Origin of the sequence: Rhizobium sp. 2YAF20 (assembly GCF_052114685.1) — a bacterium.
Classification (GTDB): domain Bacteria; phylum Pseudomonadota; class Alphaproteobacteria; order Rhizobiales; family Rhizobiaceae; genus Rhizobium.
Genome location: NZ_JBFRFF010000022.1, coordinates 60,021 through 75,952 on the forward strand (window position 1 = coordinate 60,021; position 15,932 = coordinate 75,952).

A 15,932-nucleotide genomic window follows, 5' to 3' on the forward strand; every position below is an offset into this window, starting at 1 on the left:
CGACGCGCACGCATACGATGTCTTTTTCAGCAAAACGCGAGCTCGAAAGCGCCATTGAGGCCAAATCTTGGCCACAATGATGTTATCCAAGGGCTCTGTGACAAAGAAATGCTTGCAGGCGTGCTGCACGCGCGGCATAGGCTGGTAAGGATTTATCAAGTATAAGCCGCCTATGATTCTGTTTCGTTATGATAGGGTCGCGGAGAGGGTTTCGTGGCCGATTTCCTGTCTATTATGGGCTTAGTCGCAATGCGCTTCCGTCACCTTGCCTATGTTTCGCTGATGGCGCTGGCACTTGCCGGCTGCAACGACACGCTTGATTCGGCGACCTCGGTCGATCTCTCCAAGGTCAAGAACAAGGTAGAGCAGCCGCTTCCAAGCCACATCCTTGCCGATATGTCCGCCAAGGGCATGGATCGCAATTCGCCGATCATGATCCGCATCCTCAAGGAAGAGGGCGTGATGGAGATCTGGAAGGCAAAGACCGACAACCGTTTCGACAAGATTGCCGAGTACAAGATTTGCGCCTGGTCGGGCCGACTTGGCCCGAAGGTAAAGGAAGGCGACCGACAGGCCCCGGAGGGTTTCTACAACCTGACGCCGGCCAACCTGAACCCGAATTCCAAATATTATCTCGCCATCAACACCGGCTTTCCGAACCGCTATGACGCAGCAAACGGTCGCAGCGGCGCCAACCTGATGATCCACGGTGCGTGCTCGTCGTCCGGCTGCTATTCCATGACCGACCAGCAGGTTCTTGAAATCTATGCCTTCGCCCGCGACGCCTTCAAGGGCGGCCAGAAGACCATCGAGCTTGAAGCCTTTCCCTTCCGGATGACGGCTGAAAACATGGTCCGCCATCGCCTCAGCTCGAATTATGATTTCTGGAAGATGCTGAAGGTCGGCTACGACAATTTCGAAGTGACCAAGCGGCCGCCGGAAGTTGAGGTCTGCGAGAAGAAATACGTCTTCAACCAGCAGGCCGACGGAGCGTTCAATCCGACCGGCAAATGCCCTGCCATGACGACGCCTCCGGCTCTGGCAGTGGCCTTGGCATCATACGACAAGACCTACCAGGCCGACTACGACAAGGCCGCGAAGAAATATGACGGCATGGCCTGGTACGACCCGACCGAGGCTGAGCGCAAGGCCGTTGTCGCCAAGCAGCGCGCCGGCCACGACATCGCCTATGCGCCGACCGGCACGGCATTGGCAGCCGGCAAGATGATGAAGGTAACCGAGCTCGAAACGCTGATGGCGCGGCAATCGACATCGCCGATGGCGTCACCGACCGCGATGGCGGGCATGACAGGCACCATCCGCACAGGCAGGGGCAGTATCGGCACGCAGACGGCTAGCCCCACTGCCGCCGCCGATGCACCGACGCTTGCCGCCGCGATACCTGCCGTTGTTCCCGTTCCGACCGAAAATCCGCTCGCCTACGCCCAGGCGCCGGTCGAGACCGCGCAGAACATGCCGCCGAAGAAGCCGCCATTTTGGAAATTCTGGGCCAAGGAATAATGACCCGGCTCGACGCCAAGGTCTACGACCTCAGCGGATTGAAGTGCCCGCTTCCCGTTTTGAAAACACGAAAATATCTCGCTTCCCTGTCAAGCGGAGCCACGCTGATCGTCGAGACCACCGATCCGCTTGCCGTGATCGACATTCCACATTTCTGCCGGGAAAACGGTCACGAGCTGATTGAAAGCGCAAAGACCGAACGCGGCCATCGCTTTGTCATCCACAAGGTGTGAGGTTCACAGCCGCATGCCGGGAATGGCAAGCGGATTGTTTTCGAGCGCTGCCCTGTCAGGCGTATCCACCCTCGGCTTTCCAAGGAAGGCATCGAACAGATCCTTCACAAAGCTTTCCGGCAGGTCCTTGGAGATGACGACCATCCGTGTCCGGCGATCGGCAGGGTCCGGCCAAGCCGGCAGTCGCACTGGCGCATGGAAGATGTTCTGGACGCCATGCAGCACCACCGGCTGATCCGGTTTGTCGGACAGAGCCACGATCGCCTTCATCCGCAAAAGCTGTTCGCCATGCGCCGAGCGCAGCAAGTCGATGAACATCTCCAATGCCATTGGATCGATCGGCTGGCTCTCGACGATTGAGAAAGAGCGGATCGATCCGTCATGACGGTTGACGTCATGCACATGGTGGTGGTGGCCATGATGATCTTCATGATGCCCATACTCGTCGTGTTCATGATGATGAGCATCGAGCGCCAACTCGTCGCGCAACCAGCGCCCCACATCGGCGATTTTCGAGTTTGGATCGTAGAGCCCGTTGACCAGGATCGATGCCTTCCCGGCCTCTTGCCTGCCCGCATCCAGTATCGGCGCACGCGGGTTGAGCGATCGTAGTCGCGCCTCGAGCGCTGCAGCCGGCACAGCGCCGTCCATTTCCGATTTGGAAATGATCAGCCGATCTGCCACCGCCACCTGTTTGCGTGCTTCCTCATGGTTGTCGAGCGTCTGCAGGCCGTTGACCGCATCGATCACCGTCACCATGCCGTCGAGATCGAAATTGGTGGCGATAACGGGATTACCCATGATCGCCTGCATGACAGGCGCCGGGTCTGCCAGTCCTGTCGTCTCGATGACGACACGTTTCAGCGGCCTGATGCGACCCGTCTGCATGCTGTCCATCAGCATCGCCAGCGTATCGACCAGCTCGCCGCGCACCGTACAGCAAAGGCATCCGTCCGAAAGCTCGATGATCGAATCGCCCGAACTTTCGACAAGCAGATGATCGATGCCGACATCGCCGAATTCGTTGATGATGACAGCTGCATCTCGCATGTCCGGATCCTTGAGGATCCGGTTGAGTAGTGTCGACTTTCCCGCTCCGAGGAAGCCGGTCAGGATCGTGACCGGCACTTTCTCCGGCAACTTGCTCATCAGGCTAATCCGATCAATAGGTCGGGCGAGGAAGGGGGATCGGCACGTCGGCGACGTCGCCCGATGCGTCGGGCGTGCTGCCGGCAGTGGCTGCAAGCTTGTCACCGGCGGCCGTCGCCGGGTCCTGGCCGCCGATCAGGTTGGCATAGACAAAATTCGGCGTGTGCGTCATTTCGTGAATATAGGGGGAAAGCACCTTCATGCGACCGGTTTCGTCACGTGTCTCGCTGCGCGCATGCGCGCCCTTGGCGCTGCAGATGTCGGCGGTGATATCGGCGACCTGATCCTGGCCAGGGCCATAGGGCTTCAGGGTCTGCAAGGTATCATTTCCGGGGAATTGCGACGTAAATCCCTTTTCCAGCAGATTGGCGCTATCGTCGGCGCGCGCCGCCAAGCTATCCGTGCCCAGGTAGACCGAAATCAGCGTCCGGCCGTTGCGGGTAGCAGACGCGATCTGATTGAACCCGGAGGCGCAGATGAAGCCCGTCTTCATGCCGTCGGCGCCATCAAAGCGGCCGATCAGGAGATTGATGTTCGGAACCTCCTTGACGCCGTTGGTAAAGCCTTCCAGGGCGAAATAGCTGGCATATTGCGGAAACTCGCGCCGCAGCGCGACGGCGACGACGGCAAGATCATGGGCAGTGGTATATTGACCCTTGCCTGGCAGACCGTTTGGATTGATGAAATGCGACGACGTCATGCCGAGACGGGCCGCCTCAGAATTCATCCGCCCCACGAACCCCGGCTCGGAGCCGCCGACCGTCTCGGCGATCGCCATGGCAAGGTCGTTGGCGGATTTGACCAGCATCATCTTCAACGCATTGTCGAGCGTCAGCTTCTGGCCGGGCTTAAAGCCCATTTTCGCCGGCGGCTGGGCGGTCGCGTGCTTGGACATGACGACGGGAGTGTCCAGCGTAACCTGACCTGCCTGGATCGCCCGGAACGTCGTATAGACCGTCATCAGTTTGGTCAGCGAGGCGGGATACCACTTGCGGAACGCTTCTTCATGCTCAAGGACACGTCCAGTGCTGACATCGACGAGAATATGCGGATTGGCATGCGCGACCGGCGCCACCGACAGGAAAAGCGCTGTTGCCGCCGCGCCAAGAGGGATAAGCCGCATGCGGGCTAACTGACTGAACTGCTTCGTCGGCACGGTCGTTCCTTCCACGGCTTGTCCTTCAATGTCCGGATTTTTCTCGAAAGCCGCACTTATTTAACCTATATGGCTATGAGATGGCAAAGGCGATTGGTCAGTTTATTTCATTAGCCTCACAAGCTTGTGATCCAATATCGCTAAACATGACGCAAATATTGAGCAGCAGGAAAGTCCAGCATGCCTATCTTGAACAGAGCCGCGGAACTGCAGGACGAAGTGACCGAATGGCGCCGTTTCATTCATGCCCGGCCGGAACTGATGTTCTCCGTGGAAAACACGGCAGCCTTCGTTGAAGCAAAACTTCGGGATTTCGGCGTCGATGAAATCGTCACCGGCATCGGCCGCACCGGCGTCGTCGGCCTGATCCGCGGCAAGGGCGACGGCCGCACGGTCGGCCTGCGCGCCGACATGGATGCGCTTCCGATCACCGAAATCTCAGGAAAGCCCTGGGCCTCCACGACCGCCGGCAAGATGCACGCCTGCGGCCATGACGGCCACACCGCGATGCTGCTCGGCGCTGCAAAATATCTGGCGGAGACGCGCAATTTCAACGGCAATGTGGCGGTGATCTTCCAGCCGGCCGAAGAAGGCGGTGGCGGCGGCAATCTCATGGTCAAGGACGGTATGATGGAGCGTTTCGCCATCGAGGAAGTCTATGGCATGCACAATCTGCCGGGCCTTCCAGTCGGCCATTTCGCAATCCGCAAGGGTGCGATCATGGCCGCGACTGATGAATTCAGCATCACGATCAAAGGTAGCGGCGGTCATGCGGCAATGCCGCACAAGACCATCGACCCCATCGCCATCGGCGCGCAGGTGGTCGCAAACCTTCAGCTCATTGCATCGCGGACCGTCGATCCGCTGCGCTCGGTGGTTGTATCGGTCACCAAATTCAATGCAGGCTTCGCCCATAATGTCATCCCCGACGAAGCAAAGCTTGCCGGCACCGTTCGCACGCTCGACCCTGAGGTGCGCGACCTGACAGAACAGCGGCTCCGGCAGATCGTCAACGGCATCGCTGCCACGCACGGCGCAGAAGCTGAAATCCATTACCACCGCAATTATCCGGTCACCTTCAATCACGCCGCAGAAACGGACCACGCCGTCGCGGCCGCACGCATGATCGCCGGCGACGCCAATGTCAACGCGGAGGTCGATCCGATGATGGGAGGCGAGGATTTTTCCTACATGCTGAACGCCCGCCCCGGTGCCTTCATCTTCGTCGGCAACGGCCAAACGGCCGGCCTTCACAACGCCGCCTACGACTTCAACGACGAGGTCATAGCCCACGGTATTTCCTACTGGGTTCGCCTTGCCGAACAGCGTCTGGCGCCCTGAAGGCTTATTGTCATCGCGACGCAAAAGGGCTTGGCTTCAAGCTCCGGCTTTTGTATGGATGCTGCCAAGTGGTCTCGTAGCTCAGCAGGATAGAGCACCAGATTCCTAATCTGGGGGTCACGCGTTCGAATCGCGTCGAGATCACCACTTAAATTCAACGACTTGCGGCGACAACTACGGTTTGAGAAAATCGCGATACGGTGTGCGGGGTAATGCCCGGGATAACACCTGCCGGTTTGGTCGGCTGGAAACAGAGCAAATTGGCCTCAAATTGAAGTTTGGCGACCTTCAGCCTCCGCAAACGGGATAGCATTTTCGCTAGCGACGTCCCAATTCGATGTTTTGAAAAGCCCAAGGTGCAACAAAAGATCTAGAGCTCGCGCGATCTCGTCTGCTTTTTCGGGTGAGGTTTTTCCCCTCTTAGCGCAAGCCGGTTGTGAGCCCCTGACCTCGGCGTGACGGAAAATGGACTATAGCGTCCACTTTTCCCGCAATTCCTAGACAGATGGGAGGATAATTTTTTGTCCACTCCTTCGCCCAGCGACGGAGCTTTTCGACAGCCTCAGCGGTAGCCGGCGGCCTGCAACTCGAACAGTTCTGAATAGCGCCCACCCTTTGCGAGAAGCTCCTCATGGGTGCCGCCTTCCAGTATTCCGCCGTTTTCAAGCACCAATATGCGATCTGCCATGCGCACGGTCGAGAACCGGTGCGAAATCAGCACTGCCGTCTTGTCCGCAGCCAGGCTCTTGAAGCGGGCGAACACTTCCGCTTCCGACTTCGCATCGAGGGCCGCCGTCGGCTCATCCAGGATCACCAATTCCGCGTCTCGCATGTAGGCACGGGCGATCGCGACCTTCTGCCATTCCCCACCGGACAGGTCCCGGCCCTTGTTGAACAGACGACCCAGTGGCTGATCGTATTTCAGCGGAAGCCTGCGGATGACCGCGTCGGCAAGGCTGCGCTCTGCCGCCCGCTCTATCCGGCCGGCATCGGTGCTTTCCTTGACGCGGCCGACCCCGATATTGTCGGCGGCCGTAAAGCTGTAGCGGATGAAATCCTGGAAGATCACCCCGACATGGCTATGGATGTCGTCGATATCCATTTCTCGAAGGTTTATGCCATCGATGGTGATGCGTCCCTCGTCCGGATCGTAAAGGCGGGTGAGGAGCTTGACGATGGTGGTCTTGCCTGCTCCGTTTTCCCCGACCAGCGCCAGCGTCTCGCCTGCAACGAGGGTAAAACTCAAGCCCCTCACGGCCCAGATATCGGTGTCCGGATAGCGAAAGCCGACATTGTCGAAGATGATGCCGTCGCGGATCGGCTGGGGGAACGGCTTGGGATTGCCTGGCGGCACGATCGTGGGTTCGATCTCGAAGAACGAAAACAGGTCGTCCAGGTAGAGCGATTGGCCGGCGATCTGCGTGAAACCAAGCAGGATTTTCTGGAAGAGCCCGTTCAGCCGGAGAAACGCACCGGCGAGAAAGGCAAGATCGCCGATGCTGAACCGGCCAGCAATGGTTTGCCAGACAATATAGGCATAGGCGCCGTAGTAGGTCAGCGTGCTGATCGCGGCGAGCAGCGAACCCCAGATCGCCCGATCAATCGAAAGCTTTCGGTTCTCGGCAAAGATCGTCTGGGCCAGCGATTTGAACCGTTGCACCAGATATTGACCGAGACCGAAGAGCTTCATCTCCTTGGCGGTTTCCGCGCCGGCGCCGATGAACCGGATATATTCCAGCTGCCGCCGTTCAGGCGTTCGTCCCCGGCTGAGATAGTAAGAGGCGGTGTTGAAGCGAGCCTCGCCCCAGACCGCCGGCACGAACGACAATCCCAGCAGCAGGATGAGCCAGGGCGCGTAGACGAAGAGGCCGACCGCCAGCGTCACGACCGTGATTATATCCTGTGCCTGGCCAAGCATTTGCGGCAGCAACGCGTTTCGCCCCGCCGCCTGCCGTCGCGCCCGCTCCAGGCGATCCTGATATTCCGGGCTTTCAAAATGCCGCAAATCCAATCTGGCGGCATGCTCCATTAGTTCGACGCTGACCGTGTTGGAATGAAGTTCGCCAAGAATGGAATCGGCAAGCGTCGTCGCCCTCGTGAGAAGATCGAGAACCAGGACGAGAGCAAATTCGAGGCAAAGAAGCGGAAGGATGACGCTCAGCCTTCCGCTCGCCCACCACTCGGAAATATCAGGCGTGCTCGCACGATAGGAAGCCAACCGAACCACTTCGTCGATAATGAGCTTGCTGACATACAGTGTCAGGACCGGCTGTACAGCGCGGGCCAGCCGCAATCCAACGCTTGCAATCGTCAGCCAGCGACTGGTCCGCCAGATCTGGGCCATGAGCCGGCCGAGATTGCGAAGGTTGGCAAGCCGTTGGCGAAAGGTGAGACCGGGCGATTCTTTTGGGACGCCGGGGGCGGGATGGGCTGACATTCATGACACGATACCGGCAGAAATTAGCCGTGTCACGGTCGAAACTCACGTCTCTACGCATTCGATCCGCGCAGAAATGCAAGGTTAGCCTACTTATCCCGTCATCGAAGAGACATCTAGTCGTTTAGACCCTCGAAGGTAGTGATAACGATCTGCGCGTCCCGATGTTGTATAATCTACGTGCAGACCCGTTCGAGCGCGGCGATCAATCGATTGAGTATGAAAAGTGGATGTTTGACCGAGCGTTCGTCGTCGTTCCGTCGCAGGTAGTCGTCGCGACGTGGCTTGAGAGCTTCAAGGAGTTTCCAATCAGGCAGTAACCCGCCAGCTTCAACCTCGACGAGGTCATACAGAAGTTGTCACAATCCAAGGCCAACTGATGATCGACTGCCAAACATGAGCGGCTCCATAAGAAGGGCCGCTCTTGGCGCGAAGCTGCAGGTGGGGGTGAGAAGGTGAACGCTGCTTTCACCCCCCCTTTCCGCCGCGTACGGCGCGAGGACGAATTACTCACCTTCGGCGACGATCTGAGCTGCGGCTGAAGATGGACTCCGTCGCATCAAAATGAAACTCGGCGGCGGTGGGTGTAACGAAGCGGGACGTAGTCCGACGGGCGTTACCCGTCACTAATCCTTTTGCCCGAGGTGACGAGCAGATTTCATTCTACTTTATGCGAGGTTGTTCTGCGGATAGTGAAACATTAGCGTGCCGCGCTTAGGTCTGCGCCGCCACCTTCAATCCGCTGGCGATCGCGCCAAGACCGATCCGCAGTGCCGTAGGGAGGGGAACGGTGATTGCGGCCACTGCCGAAACGACATTAGCTTGAAAGCCGGGGGGCGAGGATGTTTGCGGACTTTGAGGTCTTTCAACAGGTGTTTGACGTGTGCGTCGTGGGCGCAGGTCCAGTCGGTATTGCCGCCGCGCTGGAATTGAGCAGGCGCGGCATGCGAACGCTGCTTATCGATGCCGGGCCGAAACGATCGAAACGACCCCAACCAAACGAAACAGGGTTCGACATAGGAGACGGTCTCTATCACGCCGCGGACCGAGTTACTTCGGCCACCGGACTTGGCGGCACGTCCGAACGATGGGGTGGGCAATGCGTTGAGCTGGATGATATAGATTTCGAAGCAAGAGACTATGTTGCACACTCCGGTTGGCCTATTGCTCACGAAAAGATTTCACCTTTCTACCAGCGCGCGCGGGCTCTCTTGAGCAGCAATGTCGGCGGCGAGCGATCGGTGTCGGAATCGGAATCGGAGACTGATTTTCCAACATCCCGGGAAAGCTGGACACGAATACGCAACACGGCGAGAGCCAACAGGGCTGAGCTCGCTTCTTCGAAGAACCTCTTCGTTGTCCTAGACGCGAGGGTCAAAGCTCTGGCGTTCGATCCGGTGGAAGGGCGGGTACATTCCATGTCGATTGCCTGCCGCGGTGGTTCGTACAAGGTGTGCGCCGACCACTATGTGCTGGCCTGTAACGGCAGGGGCAATACCCGGCTGCTGCTGAACCTCCAGCTTGCGTTTCCGCAATTGTTCGGCGGAAGCGGTGGGCCGCTCGGGCGCTTCTACATGGGACATCTCGCTGGGCAGATCGCGCAGATCGAATTTTCCACCAAGGAGCATGCCGAACGGTATCTTTTTAAGCGCACATCCACCGGAACCGTCGTGTGTAACCGGTTTCAACCCGCCCCTCAATTGCAACGGGCGCTCGAGCTGCCGAACATCGCTTTCTGGCCGACGAACCGGAGGGCCGCTTTCGGTGAGGCCGACGCGGCGCTCTCGCTGCTATATCTCTGGAACAGCCGGAAGTCTTTCGTCCACAAGGCGACATGGGGTGAAGCCGACCGATCCCGTTACTATAGTGTGCTGCATAATGTACTGCGCAATCCTCGTGGCGCGACCTCTTCGGCGCTGGGGCTGCTTCGCCAAAAATATAGCTTGGCCGAACCATATCTTATGCTGCGCAGGCCTGACAGGAGATACGGCCTTCGCTACCACGGTGAGCAAATTCCAAGCAGTTCAAGCCGCGCCTTCCTCAAGTCAGAGCAAGATGCGGACGGGCAGTTCAAGCTCGAGGTCTCGTTCCGATATTTGCCTCAGGATTTTCGCGGGACGCTCCAAGCGCATCTCGCCCTCGATCGCTGGCTCAAGGAGCGCAAGATAGGCAAGCTGATATTCGACGCAGCCCCTGAAGATCTTGAAGAGCATATCGCCGCGCAAGCCAAGGACGGCTACCATCAGATCGGGTTGACCAGGATGGGCGTGGACCGCAACCACGCCATCGTCAACCACAACTGTCGCGTCATCGACATCGCTAACCTCCATATCGCCGGAAGCTCCGTTTTCGCTACATCCGGACAAGCGAACCCCACGCTTCCCGCCGTCGCCTTGGCCGTCAGGCTCGCCGAACATCTCGCCACCGACGCCCACCGTCAAAGCACGGCGGCAAGTTTGTCGACGAGCAGCCGCTTGGCGCCCCAAAAAGGATCAGCTCTAAGTTTGCCCTAAAGCATTTGCCGACGTCTTGTGTTGTTGCCGTGGTGGCGAGTTGGAATGTTCAGCTGTTCAACCGTCAGGAACCGTGCCGCCCGATAGCCTCGCTTTCTAGCTTCGCTCGCCGACGGCCGCCCTGTTGTCACACGAGGTCAGGCAACTACCAATCTCCGGGATTTCTGTCGCGTTTTTCATTGCTTTTCGTGCGGATAATCTTCCAAAGGAAAATAACTGCCGCTACAGCAAGAGCCGCGTACAGAATATCTGCAATAATCATGTGTAAACGCCCCAACGCTGAAGGCGGTTTATCATTCATAATTAAGGAAAAGTAAACGCGTTGTTTGAAGAGACGTTCCGGCGCTCCCAGGCTGAAGACAATGCGCTCGCAATCAATGTTGACCAGCAGTTCTTCAATACTGCCGATGGGTGGTTGATGACTTGAACGGAATGCATGGCATTATAGCCGCGATCACGCGCGGTCAGCCGCCAATCCCTGCCTGATCGATGACGCGACGAAACAGACGCACCAGGGCCTCGGCTTTGCTGTCTCCCTTGCCGCGCTATAGGTAATCGCAGACAGCGCGGGCATCCCCGGATATTAAGTAACGAAAGAAGCGCAAAGCTTCCACCATCAAGAGGTCGTCTTGACTGCCGGTTGCGCTCGGGCAGTGTGCCGATCGGATAAGGGTACCCGAGTATCACGTTGCTGGGGAAGGCTGTCATCCGCAACCGTCGCCAGTCTTGTCATCACATTGAAGAAGAAGGGCATCCTGCCCGACAGTGACGAGCGTCAGCTGTACGAGTTGGCACTGACGATCCTTGATGCCGACCAGGGCGATGATGAGAACGGCGTATTCGATACGGCGCGGATACTGATTGAGGGGCATTTGAAGCCGAGAGACTGCGTGTTGTCAGGCGGCGTTCGCGACGTGTATTGACCCCTACCGGCGCTCAGGTAGTGGCGATGAGCCCAATGACCTCCTATTTGCAGGTCATCGATCCATCCATACACGCTGTCCCAACTGATAGGGCAGCGCAGCCGAGCAATCCCTGGCTCGACACCGCAGCGCCGAATTTCAGCAAGGCGACGCAAGACTTCTGTGCTTCCGCAGGCACAATGCTCCACCGTGCCTTCAACTTTTCAGCAGATGATACCTCCAAGTCCATGCAGGTCTTTATCGCCATTTCTTTGATCGAACCGTCTGCATAAAGCGCGGAAACGGACTGGCAGTATTTAACTGGGTCCGTCTCGGGAACGTCTTGTGCGACGGCACTAGAGGCAAGGATTGTTAAAGATGCGGCAAGAGCGACGAAGCGCATAGGTTCTCCACCACTGTTTCTCTGATGCTGACAATGATCCAGCGCCGTTGCAAATCAAGCGGAGAAATATGCTATTCGGCGCTTGCGGCCGGCGGCATCGGAAAAATCCGGCAATGGGTTAGCTCGAACTAACTGCTTGAACTTTAAGCAGCGTCTGTCATGCTGTCGGCATTGAATTTGTCTCCAATGCTGACCACGGATGTACTGGCAGCGGCGTTGAGACAGATCGAGGAAGGTCGGAACGGTAGCGTCCCGGCCTTTTTCTTTTGCCACACCGCGTAGCACTTAGACGCGAAATCCGGCATCCTTGGGCATGAGCAGTTGATCGCGCTGCAGCCATGAAGAGAGAGTGAAAACGATATGACGCCTGCCCGCTTCAACGAATGCCTGCTTCACATCCGTTGGACGCCGATCAATCTGGCGAGCGCACTACAGTGTGATTTGTCGTGGGTGGAAGGACTGGAGGCCGGCAACGTTGAGGTGCCCGCTGGACTTGCTGCATGGCTTGAGACGTTGGCGCAATGCCACGAGGCGGCTGGTGTCCCCAACACCTATCGCGGGCGCGGCCATGGCTGACGGTCATTTGATCTATTGCCAGTCAACCATAGACGGCCGGCAGGATGCGACATCGGAACCATTGATGATCGAGAGATACGACGCGGCAAAGATCTTCGCGCAATGTGCAGACACCGAGGCTGTCATCTGGCTATGGCCGAGGGATGGGTCTCCTAGAAAAATCACAGCGAAGGATAATCTCCGCACGGCGCTCGCCAAGGTCAAAGCGACCTACCTCGGTTACCGATGTCCGCATCCTTGCAGTCGGCGGCGACATCATCCTAGAGGGTGATGACTTGCGAGAAATCGTCGCCCTCATCTAGGGTCTATGATGAGGCAGGTAGTGTGGTTCTCGTCAATGACTAGACGTCCAACCAGCCCAGCTTTCGACAAAGCTCTTCGCCGGCAGCGACACCCGCCTTGCGGTCAGGATATGGACCTTGAAGATAAATCACCTTGCCGCGGAAGCTCACGGCAACGCCTTTCGAATTGAAGTCGAAAATGATTGTCATGTCAGGCTCGTATGCCATTGGCTTCTCCCGAACACAGGAACGCCATGGCGTCGGGGTAGGTTCCGACGGCCAAAAGCATTAACCGAGCACCCAATGAAGCCCTTTAGTGAGGCTGTGATCTGCAGTACTCTGCACGGCTAAGCGCGACCTCGATTCTTGGAGGGGCCGGAAACCGTAGTCCTGCAGAACTCGCAGCGGCTGGGCTACGGTTTCAATTTTGTCGGCCGACGGCGCGACGATCACTCCTCCTTTTCCCAATAGGAAATGTCTTCGTGCGCGCACAACTCCGGAGACACTCCGTCGGGGTGGGCATCTGCCCAATATCGCGGCGCAACCGTCTCGGCATATCCGTGAACGGTTCTGCCGCTGCGCTAGGTTATCCTGGCGGCTTGCTGAACCATGCGCTCAACAAACCGCTCGCCGAATTCCTGCATACTCAATGTCTGATGTTTTCGTGTCATTTTGTTCCAAGCAACCCACAATGTGTAGATTCTGTCCCAATATAGATCGTCTTTGAACTCGCAACGGCAAAGCTCAATAACGAAATCTAGTCGAATTAACCTTACGTTAATCATTCGCTTGTCTTCGGCGATAGATGTGCAACGATGAGACCATGCTAAAGATTTCATCGCCGCAGCTTCCTTATGACTATCCGGAACGTTCGCTTGATTGCGAAAGAGCCATGGCACGGGCGTTTCGCGAGTTCGTGCAACAGGCAATTTCGGCAGGCTGGGAAGAGGCTGAAGTTGCGCTTGTTGTTGCAGACATTGCCGACGACTACGTGATGGAACTTGCCCAGAACAAAAGGCCGCCGAAGATAAACTAGGCCAATGACCGAGAGCCAGTCATCACCGCTGCGCCCCGCGCTTCTGGGGTGGGTTTTGATGCCTTTTGAAGTCTGCTGAAGTGCGCCTTAGCACAGAACAGAGATCGACGACTCGCGGGCCGCCGCGAGAAAGGTTTCGCGGGCAGCCTCCGGCGTCACTAAACCGCGAAGCACCAGCCCGCACGTTCGGATCGCCTTATGATAGGCTTGGCCGCGCTCGTCCGGCCAGTGCACCAACAGGCAATGTGCCGCTTCGCAAGTGTTTGTTATTGCCTGCATTTCATCGGAATTAGTCCTCAAGTCGAGAACCACGGATGTGTGCCATTTAACAAAGTTCATCATCTTACCTCTGCGACCATAACGGTCATCGACACGCAAAGGTTCAAATTTCTCCGCGATACTCAACAAATGCATTGGTAAACGGTGCCGAGCACTTCGACGGCAAGGATAGATCAACTGCATGTAACATATTCGACAAACTTCGTTCGACCGGCGGAAACAAAAAAGACCCGCCACTATGGGTGACGGGTCAAACGGGGGATACAATTTCAATCTGAGTGTGCATTTATATTAGGCGCTCTGAATATACATTCGTCAAGCGCGAAAGTTGTGCGGTTTTGACGCATGCGCCTCATGCATGCGGTCGATGCGCTCATTGAGCAGGCCGAGATCGTCCTTGATGCCGGACACGGCGCCAAGGATCTCGTCCTTGACGTCGCGCATGTCCGCCCTTGGTGATGTAAGTCTCGGCAACATGGAGCTTGTGGTCGGCACCTGACTTCAAAGGTGGGAGTTCAGACGTATGAGGAAATTGGCGCCCCGAATCCGAAGGTATAAGGCACGCAGCCCAGCTTCAACGGGTTTCGCAGCGAGAATTGGTGAGTGAAAGCAGTGATCCTGAGTCCAGACATACTGCCGACGCCCATCACCTGGCTTCATTTTCAGCACTCTGTTTTTGCAGAGGGCTTTGCAGCTCACCTGCAGAAATTGCCTAGCTGACGCCGTTGAACACCACCATCTTGTCGTCGGCCATCTCTTCCATCGTCCATGGAATGCCGCCGACGCCATAGCCCGACTGGCGACGCCCCGTAAACGGCATCCAATCGGTGCGAAACGCCGTGTGGTCGTTCACGAGAACTGTGGATGCGTCCAGGTGCTTTGCGGCCCTCAGGGCGACCGATATGTCTACGGAAAAGATGCTCGCCTGGAACCCATAGGGTAGCGAATTGGCGATGCGGATTGCCTCGTCGAGTTTCCGGTAGCCGTAGACGCAGGTCAGTGGACCAAAGACCTCGAGCATTGACACTTTGGCGTCTGCGGGTGGGTTGATGAGAACCGAAGGCAAGAGGGTGGTCTCCGACATCCGCCCTCCTCCGATCTGTTTCGTCCCGGCATCGGTCGCCTCCTTGATCCAGCTTGCGACGCGTTCGGTCTCGCGTGGGAGGATGAGCGGCCCCACCTCTGTTTCCCGGAGCATCGGATCACCGACATGCAGGGCTGCGACCTTGGCAGCCAGAGCATCCGTGAACCCGGTTAGAATATCCTCGTGCACGAAGAGACGTTGTGCTGACACGCAGACCTGCCCGGCATGATAATACCCACCTTTGGCAATGGTACCGACAATCGCATCGACATTTACGCTACGGTCGACGATGATGGGCGCCGCTCCCCCATGCTCCAGCGCGCACCTGGTGCCCGGCGGCAGCTTGCTCTTGAGGTACCAGCCGACCTTTGCCGAGCCGATGAAGCTCAGAAACGCGACGCGGCGATCGGTTGCCAAGGCTTCGGCAAGCGCATTGTCGTCCGTAATGAGAGTTTGGCACCAGCGTTCCTCGAGACCCGCCTCCCAGAACAGCTTGACAATCTCGATGCAGGAAATTGGGGTCGTTGCCGCCGGCTTTACGATCACCGGGCAGCCGACGGCGATTGCCGGCGCGATCTGGTGGATGATGAGATTGAGCGGGTGGTTGAACGCCGATATCGCCGCCACCACACCGATCGGCTCCTTTGTGGTGAAGGCCCACCGGTTGGCGCTGGCGGCAGTCAGGCCCATAGGGATTTCCTTGCCGCCGAAATTGCGAAGCTCGTCCGCGGCGTTGACGAGACCATCGATTGCGCGGGCCACTTCGATGATCGCATCCGTCAGAGGTTTGCCTCCTTCCCGCGCGATCATCAGCGCAAAGCGATCACGGTTCTGTTGCAGAAGCTCCGACGCTCTTCTGAGGACCGCCATCCTCTGATGGGCTGGCAGCCAGCCGTCGCGGTCGGCGAAGGCTTTGGCCGCGACACCGAGCTTGTGGTCGAGCGCAGCGGCATCCTCGGCTGGGACTTCCGCAATCAATTCGCGATCGAAGGCCTGGTAGACTTTCAGGGCAAGCGGCATC

Annotated in this window: 15 protein-coding genes and 1 tRNA gene; 9 read left to right on the top strand and 7 right to left on the bottom strand. The window is 57.7% G+C overall.

Annotated features, from left to right (window positions below; all coding sequences use genetic code 11):
* The first annotated feature begins 249 nt into the window (after positions 1-249).
* A complete protein-coding gene (locus AB4Z52_RS22495; protein ID WP_442220155.1) occupies positions 250-1,521 on the top strand; it encodes a L,D-transpeptidase family protein in 1,272 nt (423 codons plus the stop codon).
* Positions 1,521-1,754 (top strand): sulfurtransferase TusA family protein, encoded by a 234-nt coding sequence (locus AB4Z52_RS22500; protein WP_442220120.1) that lies wholly within the window; start codon positions 1,521-1,523, stop codon positions 1,752-1,754. The genes AB4Z52_RS22495 and AB4Z52_RS22500 overlap by 1 nt, the downstream gene beginning before the upstream one ends.
* A gap of 3 nt (positions 1,755-1,757) precedes the next feature.
* Here the strand turns inward: AB4Z52_RS22500 and AB4Z52_RS22505 are convergent, their stop codons facing one another.
* On the bottom strand, positions 1,758-2,903 hold the full coding sequence (locus AB4Z52_RS22505; protein WP_442220121.1) for a CobW family GTP-binding protein: 1,146 nt from the start codon (positions 2,901-2,903) through the stop codon (positions 1,758-1,760).
* A 13-nt stretch (positions 2,904-2,916) separates the two neighbouring features.
* Positions 2,917-4,026 carry a D-alanyl-D-alanine carboxypeptidase family protein gene (locus tag AB4Z52_RS22510; RefSeq protein ID WP_442220156.1) on the bottom strand — a complete coding sequence of 370 codons (1,110 nt, stop codon included), beginning with the start codon at positions 4,024-4,026 and terminating at the stop codon, positions 2,917-2,919.
* A 213-nt stretch (positions 4,027-4,239) separates the two neighbouring features.
* Between AB4Z52_RS22510 and AB4Z52_RS22515 the strand changes: the two genes are divergently transcribed.
* Positions 4,240-5,400 carry a M20 aminoacylase family protein gene (locus tag AB4Z52_RS22515; protein ID WP_442220122.1) on the top strand — a complete coding sequence of 387 codons (1,161 nt, stop codon included), beginning with the start codon at positions 4,240-4,242 and terminating at the stop codon, positions 5,398-5,400.
* Positions 5,401-5,470: 70 nt separating this feature from the next.
* A tRNA-Arg gene (locus AB4Z52_RS22520) sits at positions 5,471-5,547 on the top strand.
* Positions 5,548-5,962: 415 nt separating this feature from the next.
* On the opposite strand, the gene AB4Z52_RS22525 is transcribed toward AB4Z52_RS22520, so the two are convergent.
* Positions 5,963-7,837: an ABC transporter ATP-binding protein gene (locus tag AB4Z52_RS22525; RefSeq protein ID WP_442220123.1), complete on the bottom strand. Its 1,875-nt coding sequence runs from the start codon at positions 7,835-7,837 to the stop codon at positions 5,963-5,965.
* A gap of 842 nt (positions 7,838-8,679) precedes the next feature.
* On the opposite strand from AB4Z52_RS22525, the gene AB4Z52_RS22530 reads away from it, so the two are divergent.
* The 4 genes from AB4Z52_RS22530 (at position 8,680) to AB4Z52_RS22545 (ending at position 12,231) form a co-directional block, all read left to right on the top strand.
* Entirely contained in the window at positions 8,680-10,350 is a 1,671-nt protein-coding gene (locus tag AB4Z52_RS22530) for an FAD-dependent oxidoreductase (protein ID WP_442220124.1), read from the top strand.
* Between the two features lie 737 nt (positions 10,351-11,087).
* Positions 11,088-11,273 (top strand): hypothetical protein, encoded by a 186-nt coding sequence (locus AB4Z52_RS22535; protein WP_442220125.1) that lies wholly within the window; start codon positions 11,088-11,090, stop codon positions 11,271-11,273.
* 35 nt (positions 11,274-11,308) lie between these two features.
* Positions 11,309-11,545 carry a hypothetical protein gene (locus tag AB4Z52_RS22540; RefSeq protein ID WP_442220126.1) on the top strand — a complete coding sequence of 79 codons (237 nt, stop codon included), beginning with the start codon at positions 11,309-11,311 and terminating at the stop codon, positions 11,543-11,545.
* Positions 11,546-12,015: 470 nt separating this feature from the next.
* The gene (locus AB4Z52_RS22545; protein ID WP_442220127.1) at positions 12,016-12,231 is read left to right on the top strand and encodes a hypothetical protein; all 216 of its coding nucleotides are present in this window, start codon (positions 12,016-12,018) and stop codon (positions 12,229-12,231) included.
* A gap of 341 nt (positions 12,232-12,572) precedes the next feature.
* On the opposite strand, the gene AB4Z52_RS22550 is transcribed toward AB4Z52_RS22545, so the two are convergent.
* Positions 12,573-12,740 carry a hypothetical protein gene (locus AB4Z52_RS22550; protein ID WP_442220128.1) on the bottom strand — a complete coding sequence of 56 codons (168 nt, stop codon included), beginning with the start codon at positions 12,738-12,740 and terminating at the stop codon, positions 12,573-12,575.
* Positions 12,741-13,335: 595 nt separating this feature from the next.
* Here AB4Z52_RS22550 and AB4Z52_RS22555 point away from each other — a divergent pair.
* Complete coding sequence (locus AB4Z52_RS22555; RefSeq protein ID WP_442220129.1) at positions 13,336-13,548, top strand: hypothetical protein; 213 nt, start codon at positions 13,336-13,338, stop codon at positions 13,546-13,548.
* 87 nt (positions 13,549-13,635) lie between these two features.
* On the opposite strand, the gene AB4Z52_RS22560 is transcribed toward AB4Z52_RS22555, so the two are convergent.
* The 3 genes from AB4Z52_RS22560 to AB4Z52_RS22570 form a co-directional block, all read right to left on the bottom strand.
* On the bottom strand, positions 13,636-14,010 hold the full coding sequence (locus tag AB4Z52_RS22560) for a DUF982 domain-containing protein (protein ID WP_442220130.1): 375 nt from the start codon (positions 14,008-14,010) through the stop codon (positions 13,636-13,638).
* 132 nt (positions 14,011-14,142) lie between these two features.
* On the bottom strand, positions 14,143-14,271 hold the full coding sequence (locus AB4Z52_RS22565; RefSeq protein WP_442220131.1) for a hypothetical protein: 129 nt from the start codon (positions 14,269-14,271) through the stop codon (positions 14,143-14,145).
* A 268-nt stretch (positions 14,272-14,539) separates the two neighbouring features.
* Complete coding sequence (locus tag AB4Z52_RS22570; RefSeq protein ID WP_442220132.1) at positions 14,540-15,931, bottom strand: aldehyde dehydrogenase family protein; 1,392 nt, start codon at positions 15,929-15,931, stop codon at positions 14,540-14,542.
* Position 15,932: the final 1 nt, after the last annotated feature.

Excerpts from the sequence above, each read along its gene's own strand:
- AB4Z52_RS22495 (WP_442220155.1), top strand. The coding sequence starts at position 250 with ATGCGCTTCCGTCACCTTGCCTATGTTTCGCTGATGGCGCTGGCACTT.
- AB4Z52_RS22500 (WP_442220120.1), top strand. The coding sequence starts at position 1,521 with ATGACCCGGCTCGACGCCAAGGTCTACGACCTCAGCGGATTGAAGTGC.
- AB4Z52_RS22505 (WP_442220121.1), bottom strand. The coding sequence starts at position 2,903 with ATGAGCAAGTTGCCGGAGAAAGTGCCGGTCACGATCCTGACCGGCTTC.
- AB4Z52_RS22510 (WP_442220156.1), bottom strand. The coding sequence starts at position 4,026 with ATGCGGCTTATCCCTCTTGGCGCGGCGGCAACAGCGCTTTTCCTGTCG.
- AB4Z52_RS22515 (WP_442220122.1), top strand. The coding sequence starts at position 4,240 with ATGCCTATCTTGAACAGAGCCGCGGAACTGCAGGACGAAGTGACCGAA.
- AB4Z52_RS22525 (WP_442220123.1), bottom strand. The coding sequence starts at position 7,837 with ATGTCAGCCCATCCCGCCCCCGGCGTCCCAAAAGAATCGCCCGGTCTC.
- AB4Z52_RS22530 (WP_442220124.1), top strand. The coding sequence starts at position 8,680 with ATGTTTGCGGACTTTGAGGTCTTTCAACAGGTGTTTGACGTGTGCGTC.
- AB4Z52_RS22540 (WP_442220126.1), top strand. The coding sequence starts at position 11,309 with ATGACCTCCTATTTGCAGGTCATCGATCCATCCATACACGCTGTCCCA.
- AB4Z52_RS22545 (WP_442220127.1), top strand. The coding sequence starts at position 12,016 with ATGACGCCTGCCCGCTTCAACGAATGCCTGCTTCACATCCGTTGGACG.
- AB4Z52_RS22550 (WP_442220128.1), bottom strand. The coding sequence starts at position 12,740 with ATGGCATACGAGCCTGACATGACAATCATTTTCGACTTCAATTCGAAA.
- AB4Z52_RS22555 (WP_442220129.1), top strand. The coding sequence starts at position 13,336 with ATGCTAAAGATTTCATCGCCGCAGCTTCCTTATGACTATCCGGAACGT.
- AB4Z52_RS22560 (WP_442220130.1), bottom strand. The coding sequence starts at position 14,010 with ATGCAGTTGATCTATCCTTGCCGTCGAAGTGCTCGGCACCGTTTACCA.
- AB4Z52_RS22565 (WP_442220131.1), bottom strand. The coding sequence starts at position 14,271 with ATGCGCGACGTCAAGGACGAGATCCTTGGCGCCGTGTCCGGCATCAAG.
- AB4Z52_RS22570 (WP_442220132.1), bottom strand. The coding sequence starts at position 15,931 with ATGCCGCTTGCCCTGAAAGTCTACCAGGCCTTCGATCGCGAATTGATT.